The sequence below is a fragment of the Candidatus Neomarinimicrobiota bacterium genome (assembly GCA_017656425.1).
Taxonomy (GTDB): domain Bacteria; phylum Fidelibacterota; class UBA2242; order UBA2242; family B5-G15; genus JACDNV01.
This window is the reverse complement of record JACDNV010000012.1, coordinates 55340-72551: the sequence shown is the minus strand read 5'-3', so window position 1 is coordinate 72551 and position 17212 is coordinate 55340. Positions and strand designations below refer to the sequence as shown.

The window sequence follows — 17212 nt, the reverse complement described above, 5'->3', positions numbered from 1 at the left end:
ATGATAGATATCTCGAGTTCTTGAAGAAATGGGGAAGAATTAGACCATCCATAAGCAAAACATTCGCTTTACACGAAGAAAATCTCTTCCATTACTATGATTTCCCTTTCGAGTATCGACACAGGTTAAGAACTGTTAATATGGCGGCTCGTAGAGTCCCTTTCGGGAAAGGGTTTTTCAGACATTTACGTGAATTTCTAAGGCGATATCCAGCTTGGATAGATGAAAAACAGGTGGATAAAATCTTGCTTCTATTCCTTAAGGGAATGAATGCATATAGAGAAGTTTTTGCAAAACCATACCATAAAACAGAACTAAACAGGGGTACCTTTATCTATGTTTGCTAATTTCAATAGAATTCTATTGCATTGCCATTTTTTTTATTTTAATTGACAATTTAAAAAAAAGTCTCTATCTTAGTTTTGTTATTTGGCTTATTATTAAATACGTTATTGTATTTAATAATTTGCCGGGGGTGCTTCCCATTGAACATGGGAGGCTGAGATAATACCCCTTGAACCTGATCTGGGTAATACCAGCGTAGGGAGGGCAAAATGAAACGTACACTCTTTTTATTCATTCTCCTTATTTCATTTCAAATTATCACTGCTCAACAAATCAACATTAAAGGTAAGGTACTAAATTACTTAGGTAATCCAATCCCTTTCGTCAACGTAATAGTAGAAAATACTCAATTTGGCACAACTACAGACGAGGAAGGTAACTTTTCCCTATATGTCACTCAACTTCCAGCAGTATTAACATTCTCTCATATCTCATATGAAGAGAAAAAAGTAAAAGTAGTCGATCAAGAGTTCCTTACAATTATTTTAAAAGAAAGAGTACTGGAACTTGAAAAGATTTTCGTTTCTGCAATACGGGCAGAGAAAGGGAAAACTCCCATAGCATTTTCAAACCTGACAAAAGAAAAAATTGTACAAATTTACACAGTTGAAGATGTGCCGATGGTTCTCACATATGAGCCAGGTATCTATGCTTATAGCGAAAGTGGGAATGGTACTGGTTATTCGTATGTCTCAATAAGAGGATTTGATCAGTCAAAAATTGCTGTCATGATCGATAATGTACCTCTTAATGACAATGAAAGTCATCAAGTATACTGGGTTGATCATACCGATATTTTAAGCGACGCTCAGAATGTACAGATACAGAGAGGTATTGGAAATAGTTTATACGGTTCGGCTGCCTTTGGAGGCTCAATAAACATTTTGACTGAAATAAGTCAGGATATCCCCTACGCAAGCTTAACATTGGGTAAAGGTTCATTCAATACAAACAAAATTAGAACAAAATTCTCAACACGAGACCTGTTAAGTAAAAACTTTACAATCAATGCCCGAATAACCCAGACTACATCAGATGGATATAGGGAATACCACGGCAGCTTCCAGCGGGCAGGATTTCTTGGGATAGAACATCGTACCAATAACCTGATCAATCAATTTCGAGCATTAATAGGATATGAGAATACAAATTTAGTTTGGGATGGTGTCCCGGCTGAATTTATAAAAAATAGAAAGCTGAGAAGAAAAAGTTATAAAGCATACACCGACGATTTTCTTCAGCAAATATATTCACTGAATACAAAGTGGGAAATAAATGAAAAACTCTTTTTATCCAATGTAGCTTATCTTGTGAAAGGCGCAGGATACTATAAAAACTATGTAACTGACAAAAACTACTATGAATACAGCCTGGATATATATAACGAATACCCTGACAGCGTCGAGCTAAAACTTGAATCAAGTTTCTGGAGAAGACGCTGGATAGTGAATACTTACTATGGAATAGTACCAACAATTACTTACAAAGCAAAAAATTATAGATTAGATATCGGTGGTGAGCTAAGATACTATAAAGGGGATCATTTTGGTGAGATAAAAGACTTCTCCGATTCCACCTTAAATAAAAAAATAACCGAGGCTTATGGAAATAAATGGTACAAATATTATCAGTATTACGGTATGAAAACTCCCTATTCATTTTTCATACATATTGCATACAATATCTATAGCAAACTAACACTCGTTGGGGATCTGCAATATCAATATATAAACTGGAAGTTAGACCAAAAAAAAATTGGACATGCTGCTGGACACAAGCTCACTGCAACATGGCCATTTTTCAATCCAAGGATTGGAATAATTTACAATTTTACTGATAATCTTTCAGCATTTGCCAATTACGGTAAGGCTCACAAAGAACCAGCTGATGACCAAATTATTGATGCCGACGATGTCTGGAGCAAACCCGTAATGGCAGCAGCAGAAGTTATTGACGACTATGAATTAGGTATAGATTATATTTCTAACCTCTTCTCCATGTCACTGAATTACTATTACATAAAATATTTCAACGAACAATTAAAAAACATAGATGTAGAGCAAGAAGGTGAGTACGATTATTATTCAGCAGATAGAACACTTCATGCAGGGTTAGAGTTCGATTTTGCAATGAAACCAACTGATAATATAGATCTACATCTTAATTTTACATACAGTAATCATAAATACAATTCTGGCTCTCATAAAAACAATAAACTCCCCTACACTCCTGCCATTCTTACCAATGTCCTTTTAAAATATAGACTTTCGGACTTTTTTTCCTTTTACGGAAACGCAAAGTATGTAGGTAAGCAATTTATAGACAGTAATAACCTCGGTAAGATTGATCCATATTTTGTAGCAGATGTAGGACTGAATATTAGATTAAAAAATTTTGATATAAATCTTAAAATAAATAATCTATTTGATACCCTCTATGAAACATTTGGATATGGCTATGAATGGAATGGTACCTACTACGCTTTCTACTGGCCAGGAGCAACTCGTAATATTTTTGGGTCTATAACATTTAAATTATAAAACACTTTAAACACATAATGGAGGTAACTGTGCTTAATGAAACAATCATTACAAATGCAATTATAGATAGATATTTTGAAAAACTAAGAAATGCCACTGACCTTGATGTTGCGATAATTGGGGGAGGTCCTTCAGGACTCGTTGCAGGATATTATATATCAAAAGCGGGTAAAAAGGCTGCTCTATTTGAAAAAAAGCTCTCTATTGGTGGCGGTTTATGGGGTGGGGGTATGATGTTTAATGAAATTGTTCTCCAGGATTCTATTTTACCAATTATTGAAGAGTTTGAACTCAAAGTTCAAGAATACAAAAAAGGATATTATGTAGCAAATTCAATAGATGTTGTAGCTACATTAATTAAAAAGGCAATCTCTGCTGGATTAAATATCTTCAACTTGATTAACGTAGAAGATTTAATATTCAAAAAAAATCGAGTAGCAGGGATTGTAATCAATTGGTCTCCTGTTAATATGGCCAATCTACACATTGATCCACTGAGTTTTTATTCTAAATACGTAATTGATGCAACTGGACATGCAGCTGAAATTGTTACGATACTATCAAGAAAAATGGGCGTTAAGTTAAATACCGAAACCGGACAAATAATTGGAGAAAAATCAATGGATGCTACACAAGGAGAAACTCAAACTGTTGAAAATACTAAGGAAGTATATCCAGGATTATTCGTTTCAGGTATGGCAGCGAACGCTGTTTTGGGAGGATATAGAATGGGTCCAATTTTCGGCGGAATGTTTCTATCAGGGAAAAAAGTAGCAGAACAAATTCTTGAAAAACTAAAACAGGTGAATTGTGGAATCGAAATTATCAAGAATCATAGACGCTAATATAAATCGAGTAGCTGAGGGACTAAGAGTAGTTGAAGATATAATAAGATTTTATTACAACAATGAAAATCACCAAACTCAATTAAAATCACTAAGACACCAGATAAGAAAAACTTTTAACCAATCCCTTCTAATTTGCTCCAGAGATATATCAAACGATGTAGGTTTTAAAACAGAAAGTATTACTGAGAATGATAGACAAAATGTTAAAGACTTAATACTATCTAACCTAAATAGATCAAAGGAAGGCTTAAGAGTTTTAGAAGAAATCTTTAAAATTGAATCGCCTAAAATGGCCGCTGAACTAAAAAAACTTCGATATAAAGTTTATGCTATCGAGAAAGAAATTATAACAACCACCAATAGACCAATTCTAAAAAAGGGAATATATCTTATTATATCCAATTACATTAATGTAAATTATATTGACATAGTAAAATACGCGATAGAACTGAATTTGCCCGCCATTCAATTAAGATGTAAAAATAAAACTGATTCTGAATTCCTGAAAATGGCTGAAAAAATCAGGGAATTAACTCAAAACACTGATACATTGGTAATAATAAATGATAGACCAGATATAGCGGTGATAATAGAAGCCGATGGTGTACATCTCGGAAAGGATGATCTTCCACCACAATGTGTGAGAGAAATGGTCGGGCAAAAAACTCTGATAGGCCTATCAACTCACTCTCTAGAGCAAGCACATGAAGCTATTAAGCTTAACATAGACTATATTGGCTTCGGACCTATCTGGGAAACTAAAACAAAGGGGAAAGAGGAAAATACTGTTGGTTTAGAAAAGTTGAAAATTTGTACTGATATATCTCCGTTACCCGTAGTGGCAATTGGTAGGGTTAGCAAAGAAAGGCTTAATCTTAATTATTCATACTTTAAAAAATGTAATAACGTAGCAGTCATTAGTGCTATCAGAGATTCAAAAGACCCTTACAAAGAACTATTTGAACTAAAAAATATATTCACAACAAAGGTGTTAAAAAATGACTATTTTGGAAAAAGCTAAAAAAGGGATAATAACCGAAGAGATGAAAAAAGTAGCGGAATTTGAGGATGTTGATCCCGAATTTATCAGGAAAGGTGTAGAAGAAGGCAGTATAGTAATTCCTAAAAATAAATTAAGAAACATTGAAAATATAAAAGGTATAGGAAAAGGCTTGCGAACGAAAATAAACGTTAATATTGGTTCATCCCCATTTCATATGAATACAAAAGAAGAAATTGAGAAAGCAAAATTATCCATGGAATATGGCGCTGATTCAATAATGGATCTTTCTATTGGGAGCAAGATGAATGAAATTAGAAAAAAAGTTGTAGAAATTTCTACTATACCGGTGGGTACTGTTCCTATTTATCAGACAGCATTTGAACTCTCAGCAAAAGGGAAATCTATAACAGATATGACCATCAAGGATTTTTTAAAAACTGTGGAAAGTCAAGCAAAGGAAGGGATCGATTTCATGACAATTCATGCAGGAATAAACTTAAATACACTCCGTGCTCTTGACCGAAGCAATAGAGTCTTGGATGTAGTAAGCAGAGGTGGCTCTCTTATAATCACATGGATGAGGAAGAATAAAAAGGAATCTCCCCTCTATGCTTATTTCGATGAAATTTTAAATATACTTGCTGAATATGATGTAACTATATCTTTGGGTGATGGAATGAGACCCGGTGCAGTTGCCGATGCAACTGATAAAGCTCAAATAATGGAACTTGTAACATTAGGTGAAATGGCATCAAGAGCAAGAGAAAAAGGGGTACAGGTTATTATTGAGGGACCGGGACATATACCAATAAATATGATAGAAGAAAACATAAAGCTTCAGAAAATATTAACTAAAAATGCACCTTTCTTCGTATTAGGTCCATTAGTAACCGATATAGCTGCAGGTTATGATCATATTGCTGGAGCAATTGGTTCCGCTTTGGCAGCATATTATGGCGCAGACTTTCTATGTTGTGTTACACCAGCAGAACATTTAAGATTGCCAGCTCCTGAACACTTGATAGAAGGCATAATAGCCTTCAAAATTGCCGCGCACGCAGCTGATTTAGCAGAAGGGAAAAAGCATGCTTTTGAAATTGATAATAAAATGTCAAAAGCCAGAAAAAATCTTGATTGGGAAACACAGATTAAAATGTCTATTAATCCAAAAAGAGCAAAGGAATTGAGAGAATCAAGCAAAATTGGCGAAAAAGAAATCTGTACTATGTGTGGGGAATTCTGTGCAATAAAAACAATCAAGAACGCAAGACTTTAAATTAGCCATAAAACTAATCAGTCCATTCCTTTTCAATTTCATCATAAAACCGTTTTAGTATATAAAATGCCTTCTTTTTCTGTCCATTTTCGGATATAATCCCTTTCCTATTATAAAAATCCTGTATGCCATGTAACATTCTTCGTGGTGAACGAAAATCCTTCAGTATCCATGGAGATATCCCTCTGATAAAATCCACTTTAGACAACATTTCTAGATTATGTTTATAAACACTTTCCTGATATTCCTCTGACCATCGTGTTAACTCATCACCATGATAACCATACAATGCTCCAGCTCCGAATTCACTTATGATTACAGGTTTGTTATAAGGTGATTCCCACATTACAGAATCACACTTTGAAGGCAATCCAACATACCACCCTAAATACTCATTAACACCGATTACATCAAGATGCTCTGCAAGGGGATCCTCAATCTTCATAAGATTCCCATTATAAAATCGATGTAAAGCAGCCGTAACAAGGCGTATATCGTCATTTGATTTTATCACTTTTATCAATTCGGTTAAAAATTTCATTCTTTCTTTCGTAATAGGTGTTTCATTTGCTACAGACCAGAGAATAACATTTGCCCTATTTTTGTCCCTCGACATAATCTCCTTTAACTGACTTATAGCATTCTCAAGAGTGTTCAAATTACCGAAATCTATATCCCAGTATACAGGTATCTCTTCCCAGACTAATATTCCCATCTCTTCCGCTGTTCTAACCATATTTTCATTATGAGGATAATGAGCAAGCCTTACAAAATTACAATTCAATTCCTTTGCCCACTCAAGTAGAACTTTAGCATCTTCTTTCGAAAAAGCCCTGCCCCTGTTATAAGGCGCCTCCTCATGAATACAAATCCCTCTCAAGAAAATTGATTTCCCGTTTAGTAAAATATCATACCCACTAACCTCAATTGTTCTAAACCCGATATAATCGAAAATCCTATCATCATTTGATTCAATAACAACCTTATACAATTTCGGATTTTGAGGTGACCACATTTCAGGTTTGGCTTTTAATTCAAACTTCACAAATCCATTCCTATTGGTTATAAAAGATTTATCTATTTTCAATTCACCTATTTTAATTCTTACTTTACTATTAGAACAATTACTTCCATCTAACTTTACCCATCCCTCTATTACATCTCTTTTGCCCTTCTTTAATTGTAAATAGTAATCCTGAATAAATGTTTCTGGTAATTCTACAAGATATACATCGCGGGTTATCCCGCCATAATTAAACCAATCAGTAACAAGAGCAGGTACTCCATCTTTCCTCCTACCATTATTAACCCTTACCACTATGTCATTTTTACCATTTTTTAATAAATCAGTTACTTCAAAGTTAAATGGGGAAAATCCGCCTACATGAGTACCAACTTTTTCCCCATTAACCCAGACATCAGTTTTATAATTTGCTCCACCAAAATAAATAAAAGTTCTCTTCTTATTCTTTTTCCTATACAAAAAATCTTTGTGATACCAAATCGAACCCTCATACAGAAAAAGTTTTTCCCTCTGAGTATTCCAATCACCTGGCACTAGCAAATAATCACTTTTATCAAAATCATATTCACGTCTTTCCCACCGTTCTCCGATCTCTCTTATTTTATAAAAGCCTCCCTCATAATGCTCACCAATATCATACAAATCCACTAATATTTCCCATTGACCATTTAGGGATATTTTGTTCCTATAGAGAATATTTTGAATGAGTTCTTCTCCATATGAATTATTAAGAAAAGTTATGTATAATAGGAAAATTGTTATAAAAAATTTCTTCATTTTGAACTTTCTCCATTGTTGAGGTTATTGATTTTTCATTCTGAAACACCTTGGATCAGGGCCATAAAGCCCTTTCCCCTCAGCGTATGACCTTGACCTGCACCCAAAACACTCATCCGACATAAAGCAATCTCTGCACTGTTCCGGCAAGTTATCCTTTTGTCTGAATTTTTCTATCGCCAACCAATCATGATATTTATTCACAATTTCATAAAGACGTTCTGTATGAATATTTGGAGCTTCTTTCTCACGAATTGTGGCACATGGCGTCACATTACCGTCACATAGAACTGCAAATGTGGTAGCACAATATTGTTTATTCACACAATTCATAGGGAACTGTTTCATATCCCAGATTTTTGCATAATATCTATACACCTTAGCGACTTCTCTCTTATCTGGAATAAATTTCACAAGGTCACCAGGTGAAGTACCAGGTCTTAGATAAGTATGGTATACATTTACAGTGGTTTTAATGCCAAAATTTTCATAAAAATACTTAATAGTCTCGATCATATCTTCGGCAGGCTGTACACCTGTATAAGTTACAGAATTGAGAAGTTTTTCATTTGGATATCCAAGATCAAGAAGTTTTCTTACCCCATTTGTAATTATATCTATATCTTCAGGAGTTCTCTTCGGATGTAGCTTTATATAAATTTCAGGATTTATTGTAGAAAGATGAAAAGCAATTAAACCATTTCTGGCGTATTTGCTTAGGCTTTCTATAATCATTTTATCTCCAAGTGGCAAACCGCCTGTCCATACATTATTTCTCATACCATAATCATAAGCTCTCGCCATAAACTCAAAAATATTCTCTCTTAATAACGGCTCTCCACCTAGCCACTCTACAGCAACAACACCAAGTCTTTTGCAATCATCCAGTATGTTATTTATTTCTTCATCGGTAAGGGTATTTTTGGGATTTTCAAGTGCATTCATATAGCAGTATATACACCCTTGATAACACAGATCCCCTACTTCCAGTTGAATCGAATAAAATTTATGCTTATCATAAGCCTCATATAATTTCTGGTAATCAATCAACTGATTATCTTGCATATTTCAGATCCCCTGGCTATACCTAATTTATTTTATCTTTTTCCTTTTCTTTTAACTCATTCCAGATTTTATCCATTTCGGAAAGAGTTGCCTCTTCAAGCTTTTTGCCTTTCTCTCTTAACTTCTTTTCAATGATTTTGAATCTTGAAACAAATTTTTTTATTGTTAATCTCAAAGCTTCTTCTGGATTCTGTTTCAAAAATCTTGAAAGATTTACGATACTAAATAATAGGTCACCAAGTTCTTCTTTAATCATCTTATGGTCTTTTTTCTTTATAGCCTCTTCAAGCTCATTTAATTCTTCCCTTACTTTACTAATTACATCATCTATTTTATCCCAGTCAAACCGTACCTCCGATGCCCTTTGTTGTACTCTTTTAGCAAGAAGAAGCGCTGGTAGATTCATCGGGATACCATCAAGCAAACTTCCTCTACCTTCCTTTAACTTTATTTTCTCCCAGTTCTTTTTTATCTCACTAACAGAATTAACTTTGAGTCCAGCAAATACATGGGGATGCCGTCGGATTAATTTTTCTCTGATCAAATCTATCGAATCGGCAAGTGTGAATTTTCTCTCTTCCTCAGATAAATCAGCCTGAAAAATTATATGCAGTAATAGATCACCGAGCTCTTCTTTAAGCATCTCGTCATTATTTTCTTCAATTGCTTCAATTACTTCATAGAGTTCTTCAGTCATATATGGAATTAGAGATTGATGGGTTTGTGCTCTATCCCATTGGCATCCTTCTGGACTGCGCAACTTTTTTACAACCTTGACAAGCTCTATAAACTTTTCAGCTAATTCTGCCTCGCTCATCCTCTCCACTAGAATCTTTATGCCTTTTTCTATAAAAACCTTTCACATTTTGTTGGAGCAAGTAAAAATTTTGTAATGCTTCCATTTGCTTCCTGTCGACATCTGTTTGATCATTGTATCCAAATAGATGTAATAAACTGTGTATCAAAACTCTTACAAGTTCCCTCTCAAACGTTTCATTATACTCTTTTGCGTTCTCTTTTATTCTATCAATACTCAAGTAGATTTCACCCTCGACTGGCTCATTTTCCTTATTAAAATTAAAACTTATAGTATCGGTCAAGTAATCCTCGCCAAAATACTGTTTCTTCAAATCGTTTAATACTTCATCCTCAGTTACTATAATTGTAATCTTTTTCACTCTTTTGGTCTCTTTACTTGCCAAAAAATTCACTAAATTTTCAACAGGAGGTCTTAACAAAAATAATTCTGGATAAATATTAATTATTTCAACGTATGGCATAATTTATTCCAGTAATTTTTCTTTTTCAGGGTATTCAACCCGCACATGGTGAATGCTGACAAGAAGTGGCATAATACCAGTGTTTTTCTTAATATCGCCTTTAATTTTATTTAAATCATTGAGAGTCAGCGGACAATTATCGAGCTGACCCTGATCAATTCTCTCTTTTATTATTTGATCTACCATCTTTTCCATAGATTGTATGGTCGGATTTTTTAAAGATCTAATAGCAGCCTCGATGGAATCACAAATCATTACTATCCCAGTTTCCTTTGTGGTAGGTAATTCACCTTGATATCTAAAATCATCTTCATTTATGTCCTTTCCATCTCCTGCTATATCAAGAGCTTTTCTAAGGAAGAATTCAATTCTCATATTTCCATGATGTGTAACTATAAACTGTTTTATTTCATCAGGTAGCCCGTATTCTTCCGCCAGCCTTGCACCTTCCTTAACATGATTTCTGATAATCATAGCGCTCATTTTTGGCGATAATTTCTCGTGTTTATTTTCACCTGGTTTTGTATTCTCAACAAAGTATTCAGGTTTTGTTATCTTTCCGATATCGTGATAGTAGGCACCAACTCTTGCAAGAAGTGAGTTTGCACCTATAGCATCAGCTGCGGCTTCCGCAAGATTTCCAACAATAATACTGTGCGTGAAAGTACCAGGGGCATGCTTTGATAATAACTTCAAGACAGGGTTATCGAAATTAGCATATTCAAGAAGAGTAAGAGCCGTCGTAATTCCGAAAGCTACCTCTATCAAACCAATAATTCCATATGCCAAAAAAGGTGTTATTACGCTATTTAAAGATCCATATAATAAATGGTTCAAAAGTTTATGCCCATTGTTATTTTTTAACCAGAAGGTTATAGAAATTCCGATTAAATATGCCAACCAGATAAATATAATCGATTGAAAAACCTGCCCCCTACTTCTCAATCTTCTTACCGAATAAATTGCCATTATCCCGGCAAAAATAGAAGTAATCATATATGAAGCATCAGATTCATTCTGGAATGTCAATATGAAAACAAGAGAAACCAGTCCGGCAAAGGCAATCTTTCCGTCAAATAAAATAGTAAATAGTAAAGCAGAAAGTGTCACAGGTATCGCATAATAGGAAATTTTCAGCCTCAAACTGAATATATAAGCAATTATAACAGTTACTACAAATATCAAACATATCAAAAATTGATACTTGAAAGACTTTATAATCTCAGGTCTATATATCAAAATAAAAGCTATAAATATTAAGTATGAAATAGTGATTAATAAAACTTGGAGAAAATAATTAACTGGGTCACCAATTAAAGGTAACTCTTTTCTTATACCACCCTTCAAATTGGATCGACGTGCCCGCTCAATCGCTAAGGATTCAAGTTTTCTATATATGTCAGGAGTAATTCTTACATTAGCATCAACTATTTTCTCATCTTTTAAAATTATGCCTTTACTTATAGGGACTTTACTTATAGATTCTTGCTGTCTTTTCTCTGTTATTTCCTTTGAATAAGTAAGATTTGGCCTAATAAATTTCACGAGTACATCATAAATATAGTTAATAACTTCTGTACTCTGTTCAAGGAATACTTCCTGAATTCTTATTTTTAACTTTGCCCATATTTCACTCAGTGAAAATACATTCTCCTTTTTTATTTCTGATTCCTCTCCATCTTCTATTATTGATATTCCGGTCGAAATTACATCGGACTTATCAATATCGATAATATAAAGAGTATAAATTTCACCTAAGATTTCTCTGCATTTATTCCGGATATATTCAAAATAATTGGGTGCTTCCTTATTAATTTTCATTAAATATTTAATGTATGACGTAGATGTATCTATAGCAAATTTGACTTTGAGATAATCAACTAATTCTGAAGCTTTAATGGAATCTCTGTAAACAATACTTTTTATTTCTTCCAGATTTTTAGAAAACCTTGACTTTGCAAGCAACTCCTTTGACTTACTTAACTTGTCAAGAGCTTTAACTATCTCATATATTGTATTCATCAAAGTATCAAAATCATTTATTGATGATGCACGTACACTTCTGTCAATTTTAAATACAAAATTAACTTTTTCCAGAGCCTGAGTTCTGTCTCTCTTGAGTTCCTCTTCCGTTTTAAGTATCGGGAAATCAAAAGGAGCTATTATTGTCTCTTTTGTTATATCATTAATTTTATAATCGTATAAAGTATAATTCTCTTTGGGATAGAAAATAGATATAATCAATATAGTAAGAACAATTGTCAGAGTAACTTTAAGATTGCCTTTTTTAAAAGGTGAGAAATCAAATTCTTTCAGTTCATCAATAAATTGTATCTTCAATGACATATTACCACCTTGTAGCAACCGACCCCCAAGTAAAACCAGAACCGAATGCAGCTAAGATAAGATTACTTCCCTTTTTTATTTTACCCTCCTTAAGTGCATCACAAATAGCCAATGGTATGGACGCTGCTGTGGTATTTCCATATTTATGAATATTAGAATACACTTTATCTAATCCAACCCCAAGACTTCTAGCCAGAGCCTCTGTTATTCTAAGATTTGCCTGATGTGGAATAATTAAATCAACATCCTCAATATTCCACCCCTGCGATTCCATTGCTATTTTAACTATTCTGGGGAATATTGTAACGGCACGTTTAAATACTTGCCTTCCATTCATCTTTGGGAAATGTCTCCCCTCATCTATCATTTTCTTGCTGATTCTCGGGATTTGAAATCCCACTGGGGCTTCACACCATAACTCTTTTGCATATTTCCCATCTCCACCCAGATGATAAAACAAAATACGGCTATCATCTTCTGACCGTGTAACTACTGCCGCTCCTGCACCATCACCAAAAAGAACGGCTACATCCCTCCCTTCTGTTGTAAGATTCAAACCCACAGATTGAACTTCCGAACCTACAAGTAAAATGTTTTTATAAAATCCAGATTTTATAAAAGAGTCTGCTATTGCAAGACCATATACAAAGCCAGAACATTGAACCCTTATATCAAGTGTTGGAACTCCTGCCAGTCCCAACTTTGCCTGAAGCAAACTGCTGGATCCAGGCATTGAGTAATCCGGATTTAGTGTGGCAAATATAATCATATCTATATCTTCTTTTTTCAAACCTGCCATTTCAATTGCTTCCACACTTGCTGGTACTGCAAGGTCACTAGCTCCCATGGGTTTATCCACCCAACGACGCTCACGAATACCAGTTCTTTCTACAATCCACTCATCACTGGTATCCATCATCTTCTCCAGATCATGATTTGTGACAACTTTTTCCGGGACGTAAGCTCCTATACCTGCAATTTTACTATAATACATAACCTGCCCCTTATTTTATTCAATTCCATCGTAATATCTTACATCTTTTACATTTAATTGCATTTCTGCCAAACCATTATAAGTATTTTCTTCAACAGAAAAAATCATACTTAGTGGCATATTGCTTATTAGATATTCATACCTATCAATCATCCGCCAGCCTATTGCACTTATTACAAATTTATCCTGACAAACCTTAAACCTAACGTGCATCTCATTGATAGTTCTGGGGATACCTGATATCTTTAAATTCTTTGCAAGAAATAAAGGTTTCATATTACCGGGACCAAAAGGAGCTAATTTATTCAGAAATTCAATAATATTCCTGTCCAAATCAAGTAATTTTATTTCAGCATCTACTTCCAGCACCGGAAGAAGCATTTCATCTTCTATCATTTCTTTCGCTATTTCGTTAATTTTTTTATAAAAGCCTCCAAAATTCTCATACCTGACTACCAGACCAGCAGCCATCTTATGCCCTCCAAAACTATCCAGGTATTCTGAGCAAGCCGCAAAAGCTTTATAAATATCAAATCCATCTATACTCCTCGCTGATCCTTTCCCGATCCCTTCATGAAAAGAAACCAGAACTACAGGTTTATTATACTGCTCTTTTATTTTAGAAGCAACAATTCCAATTACACCCTGATGCCAATCATTACTTGACAGAATAATAATTTTGTCCTTCTCCATATTATGAATATGATTTAATCGTCTTATCGCATCATCTATTGTTTCTTTTTCTATTCTTTGCCTTTCCCTATTTTCCCGTTGAAGTTCTCTGGCAATTCTTACAGCTCTTTGATAATTATCAGTAATCAAAAGTTCCACAGACTTCGAGGCATGACTAATCCTACCCGCTGCATTCAGTCTCGGAGCCAATCCAAATACTATTGTCGAAACATCAATATCAGAATTTCCAAATCCTGAAACATCAATCAATGCTTTGATCCCTGGCTTACAAGTTTCTTTTATTTTTTTAAGTCCTACCGATAGTAAAATCCTATTTTCATCAATAACGGGCACTAAATCAGCTGCTATACCAATAGCAACCAGATCAAGGTCTTCATTAATTACCTCAGATGGGATGCCCTTCCTTATACAGAATCCGTGCAATAATTTATAAGCCACTCCAACACCACACAAATCAGTAAAGGTATAACTATCATCAGAGCGCTTGGGATCTAACACTGCATAGGCATCTGGTAGTTCATCAGATGGCTCGTGGTGGTCTGTAACGATTACATCAATGCCATTTTTATTTGCATAATCTATCTCATCAAAAGCATTAATACCACAATCACAGGTTATTATTAAATCAAAATTATTTTCTATAGCATATTCAACACCACTGATTGAAAGACCATACCCTTCAGTCTCTCTATCAGGAATATAGAAAGAAGCTGGTAATTGAAGCTTTCTAAAAAATCTTAAGAGCAAGCTCGTTCCAGTGATCCCATCTACATCATAATCACCATAGATTAGTATTTTTTCCTTATTATAAAAAGCCTTGATAAGGCGGTTTACCGCTTTTTCCATATCCTGCATCAGGAAAGGATTATATAAAAATTTTGGTAAAGGATTCAAAAAAACTTCTATTTTATCTGGTTCATACAGACCTCTTAAGGATAATAATCTTGCAATAACAGGATGAAACCCATGTTTTTCAACCAAAATTCTATATTTACTATAATCTGGTTCTTTAATTTTCCATCTATATTTTAATGTCATAATATCAAAAAAATTATCTGAAGCTGGTCTATAAGCCGAATTCTGTATCCCGACAATATGCTGTCGGGATGGTAGCCATTTATCTACCCTCGACCTTTCGGCCGGGATTAAGCGACCTACCCGGGAATCAAACGGGACGGGCAATCCCTCTTCCCTACTTGGTCTTGCTCCGGGTGGGGTTTGCCCTGCTCCCAACTTCGCAGTTGGGACGGTGCGCTCTTACTCTCCCACTTTTTGTGGGATATCCCGCTTAATTGCAGGACGCACCATTTCACCCTTACCCCCTAATAGGGGCGGTATTGTTTCTGTGGCACTTTCCCCGCCTCACGGCGACTCCGTATTACGGAGCACCCTGCCCTGCGGAGTTCGGACTTTCCTCCCCAGCTCAAAGAGCGTGCTGGAGCGGCTACCCGACCAGCTTCAGATAAATTCTTCATCCTCATGTAAATCATCTTTTAGAATAACACTCTCTTTTTCATCCCAGTAAAGCAATCTACCACAGGATTCACAACGAAATATTTTATCTCCAGCTTTAATTTCAATAAACTTCTGTGGTGGAACTATCTTATGACATCCACCACATGATACTTCCATTTCAATCTGGTCTATAATGTTCCCATTTTTGTCTCTTATAACCTCATAAACCTGATTTATTGGGACTACCGCTACTCCATTTCGAGCTTTTGCTACACGTTCATATTCTCTTAAATACCTTATAGGAATTCTTTCTACCAGTACCTCTCTATCTTTTCTCAGCTTGGATTCCTCTTCCTTTGTTTTCTCATCGGTATTCTTTAATTCTGCTTTTTTCTCTTCTAATTCCTTTTTCTTCTCAGTCATAGCGATTTCTTTGTTTTTTATTGATTCATTTAACTTTTCTAACTCTTCACTCAATTCAAGTATCTCATATTCTGCTTTGCTTATTTCTTGTTTCATATAATCAATTTCAGCAGTTATTGCATCGTATTCTTTATTGGAAGTTACAAGATACAACTGGTCCTGATATTTCTCCAGTTTGACCTTATCTTCTTCAATTTTACTCCCAAGTTGCTTCATCATCTTCTTTACCTCTTCCATTCTCTCCTTATCAGCATCCAGAGATTTTTCAAGTTCTCCTAGTTCCGAACTTAAGGCATCTACAAGCTGAGGTAAATCACCTTTTAACCCAGTTATTCTCATTAACTGATTATCAATTCTCTGCAATTTAACTAAGTCTTCAAGTTCTTTAAGCATCTCACCTCCCTATCTTTATATAAAAAAATTGCACCACGAAGGTGCAATCTCTATCGGTATGTTTAAAAAATTATATTCAATCAATTTTAGTTTACCACACATAACGTGGGCGATATCCGACTCGAACGGATGACCTTCCCGATGTGAACGGGACGCTCTAACCAGCTGAGCTAATCGCCCGTTTCATCTTTAAATAAAGCAAAAAAATTTACTGATAAGAATATTCTAAATCAACAGGTATTATTCTTCTCGCTAATTCACTGAAGTATAAAATTTTGATGTAAAACGAATGAAAAAAGATTTAAGTTTGAAAATATTTTGATATATCAATCAACTCGTTTTCGTCTTTATAGCAAGTGGAATAATCAGTGTCCACAGGACAAGTAAAATCGATGCAATTTGAGGTTGGTAGAGACCCGATACAGCAAAGGGACCACCGAGAGAATATCCCCATATAATAAAAGATATACTTGTTATTATTAATTGGCTCGTTTTTCTTACATTGTGAACTCTAAGCAAAAATAGTGGTGTCAAGAGGAAAATAATTATAAATATTGCCCAATTGAAGCTGGCCGTAATATCCTTGTCCCCGATTAATATATTTTGTCCACTCAAAATACCCTGTATAACCATGTAAGCACCAACAATCTCGCTGGGTATTAATTTTAGTAACTTATCCTTATAAGATTGATTTGGATGAATCTCTCGTGACATCATATCCCCCTGATTTTCTTTTTAATTTCTAAACAA

The 17212-nt window shown here is 34.7% G+C and carries 14 protein-coding genes, 1 tRNA gene, 1 other RNA gene and 1 riboswitch; of the genes, 5 read left to right on the top strand and 11 right to left on the bottom strand.

Annotated features, from left to right (window positions below; all coding sequences use genetic code 11):
• From H0Z29_09185 to thiC, 5 genes are all read left to right on the top strand, one after another.
• Positions 1–347 (top strand): hypothetical protein (locus H0Z29_09185; protein MBO8131671.1); only part of this gene is annotated, 347 nt, incomplete at its 5' end.
• 114 nt (positions 348–461) lie between these two features.
• Positions 462–565, top strand: a riboswitch (TPP riboswitch).
• The gene (locus tag H0Z29_09180) at positions 555–2885 is read left to right on the top strand and encodes a TonB-dependent receptor (protein ID MBO8131670.1); all 2331 of its coding nucleotides are present in this window, start codon (positions 555–557) and stop codon (positions 2883–2885) included. (Overlaps the previous riboswitch by 11 nt.)
• Positions 2886–2914: 29 nt before the next feature.
• Entirely contained in the window at positions 2915–3730 is an 816-nt protein-coding gene (locus H0Z29_09175) for a thiazole biosynthesis protein (GenBank protein MBO8131669.1), read from the top strand.
• Positions 3696–4754 carry a thiamine phosphate synthase gene (gene thiE, locus H0Z29_09170; protein ID MBO8131668.1) on the top strand — a complete coding sequence of 353 codons (1059 nt, stop codon included), beginning with the start codon at positions 3696–3698 and terminating at the stop codon, positions 4752–4754. The genes H0Z29_09175 and thiE overlap by 35 nt, the downstream gene beginning before the upstream one ends.
• Positions 4732–6012, top strand: coding sequence for a phosphomethylpyrimidine synthase ThiC (thiC, locus tag H0Z29_09165; GenBank protein MBO8131667.1), 1281 nt, complete (start codon positions 4732–4734; stop codon positions 6010–6012). The genes thiE and thiC overlap by 23 nt, the downstream gene beginning before the upstream one ends.
• A gap of 13 nt (positions 6013–6025) precedes the next feature.
• Here the strand turns inward: thiC and H0Z29_09160 are convergent, their stop codons facing one another.
• The 11 genes from H0Z29_09160 to H0Z29_09110 form a co-directional block, all read right to left on the bottom strand.
• Entirely contained in the window at positions 6026–7813 is a 1788-nt protein-coding gene (locus H0Z29_09160; protein ID MBO8131666.1) for a beta-glucuronidase, read from the bottom strand.
• A gap of 24 nt (positions 7814–7837) precedes the next feature.
• Entirely contained in the window at positions 7838–8878 is a 1041-nt protein-coding gene (locus H0Z29_09155; GenBank protein MBO8131665.1) for a radical SAM protein, read from the bottom strand.
• A gap of 22 nt (positions 8879–8900) precedes the next feature.
• On the bottom strand, positions 8901–9695 hold the full coding sequence (gene mazG / locus H0Z29_09150; GenBank protein ID MBO8131664.1) for a nucleoside triphosphate pyrophosphohydrolase: 795 nt from the start codon (positions 9693–9695) through the stop codon (positions 8901–8903).
• Positions 9673–10158: an rRNA maturation RNase YbeY gene (ybeY, locus tag H0Z29_09145; GenBank protein MBO8131663.1), complete on the bottom strand. Its 486-nt coding sequence runs from the start codon at positions 10156–10158 to the stop codon at positions 9673–9675. The genes mazG and ybeY overlap by 23 nt, the downstream gene beginning before the upstream one ends.
• Positions 10159–10161: 3 nt before the next feature.
• On the bottom strand, positions 10162–12504 hold the full coding sequence (locus H0Z29_09140; GenBank protein MBO8131662.1) for an HDIG domain-containing protein: 2343 nt from the start codon (positions 12502–12504) through the stop codon (positions 10162–10164).
• A 1-nt stretch (position 12505) separates the two neighbouring features.
• Entirely contained in the window at positions 12506–13498 is a 993-nt protein-coding gene (locus tag H0Z29_09135; GenBank protein MBO8131661.1) for a ketoacyl-ACP synthase III, read from the bottom strand.
• A gap of 15 nt (positions 13499–13513) precedes the next feature.
• Positions 13514–15229 carry a single-stranded-DNA-specific exonuclease RecJ gene (gene recJ, locus H0Z29_09130; protein ID MBO8131660.1) on the bottom strand — a complete coding sequence of 572 codons (1716 nt, stop codon included), beginning with the start codon at positions 15227–15229 and terminating at the stop codon, positions 13514–13516.
• 15 nt (positions 15230–15244) lie between these two features.
• Positions 15245–15651, bottom strand: an RNA gene (rnpB, locus tag H0Z29_09125) — RNase P RNA component class A.
• Positions 15650–16462, bottom strand: a complete 813-nt coding sequence (locus H0Z29_09120) for a hypothetical protein (protein MBO8131659.1) — start codon at positions 16460–16462, stop codon at positions 15650–15652. The genes rnpB and H0Z29_09120 overlap by 2 nt, the downstream gene beginning before the upstream one ends.
• Before the next feature lie 106 nt (positions 16463–16568).
• Positions 16569–16642: transfer RNA gene (locus tag H0Z29_09115), tRNA-Val, on the bottom strand.
• Positions 16643–16792: 150 nt separating this feature from the next.
• Positions 16793–17176, bottom strand: a complete 384-nt coding sequence (locus H0Z29_09110) for a hypothetical protein (GenBank protein MBO8131658.1) — start codon at positions 17174–17176, stop codon at positions 16793–16795.
• Positions 17177–17212: the final 36 nt, after the last annotated feature.

Bases quoted from the DNA above. Each gene is read 5' to 3' on its own strand.
- H0Z29_09120 (MBO8131659.1), bottom strand. From the start codon at position 16,462: ATGCTTAAAGAACTTGAAGACTTAGTTAAATTGCAGAGAATTGATAAT.
- H0Z29_09110 (MBO8131658.1), bottom strand. From the start codon at position 17,176: ATGTCACGAGAGATTCATCCAAATCAATCTTATAAGGATAAGTTACTA.
- thiC (MBO8131667.1), top strand. From the start codon at position 4,732: ATGACTATTTTGGAAAAAGCTAAAAAAGGGATAATAACCGAAGAGATG.
- ybeY (MBO8131663.1), bottom strand. From the start codon at position 10,158: ATGCCATACGTTGAAATAATTAATATTTATCCAGAATTATTTTTGTTA.
- recJ (MBO8131660.1), bottom strand. From the start codon at position 15,229: ATGACATTAAAATATAGATGGAAAATTAAAGAACCAGATTATAGTAAA.
- H0Z29_09160 (MBO8131666.1), bottom strand. From the start codon at position 7,813: ATGAAGAAATTTTTTATAACAATTTTCCTATTATACATAACTTTTCTT.
- mazG (MBO8131664.1), bottom strand. From the start codon at position 9,695: ATGAGCGAGGCAGAATTAGCTGAAAAGTTTATAGAGCTTGTCAAGGTT.
- H0Z29_09180 (MBO8131670.1), top strand. From the start codon at position 555: ATGAAACGTACACTCTTTTTATTCATTCTCCTTATTTCATTTCAAATT.
- H0Z29_09155 (MBO8131665.1), bottom strand. From the start codon at position 8,878: ATGCAAGATAATCAGTTGATTGATTACCAGAAATTATATGAGGCTTAT.
- H0Z29_09140 (MBO8131662.1), bottom strand. From the start codon at position 12,504: ATGTCATTGAAGATACAATTTATTGATGAACTGAAAGAATTTGATTTC.
- H0Z29_09135 (MBO8131661.1), bottom strand. From the start codon at position 13,498: ATGTATTATAGTAAAATTGCAGGTATAGGAGCTTACGTCCCGGAAAAA.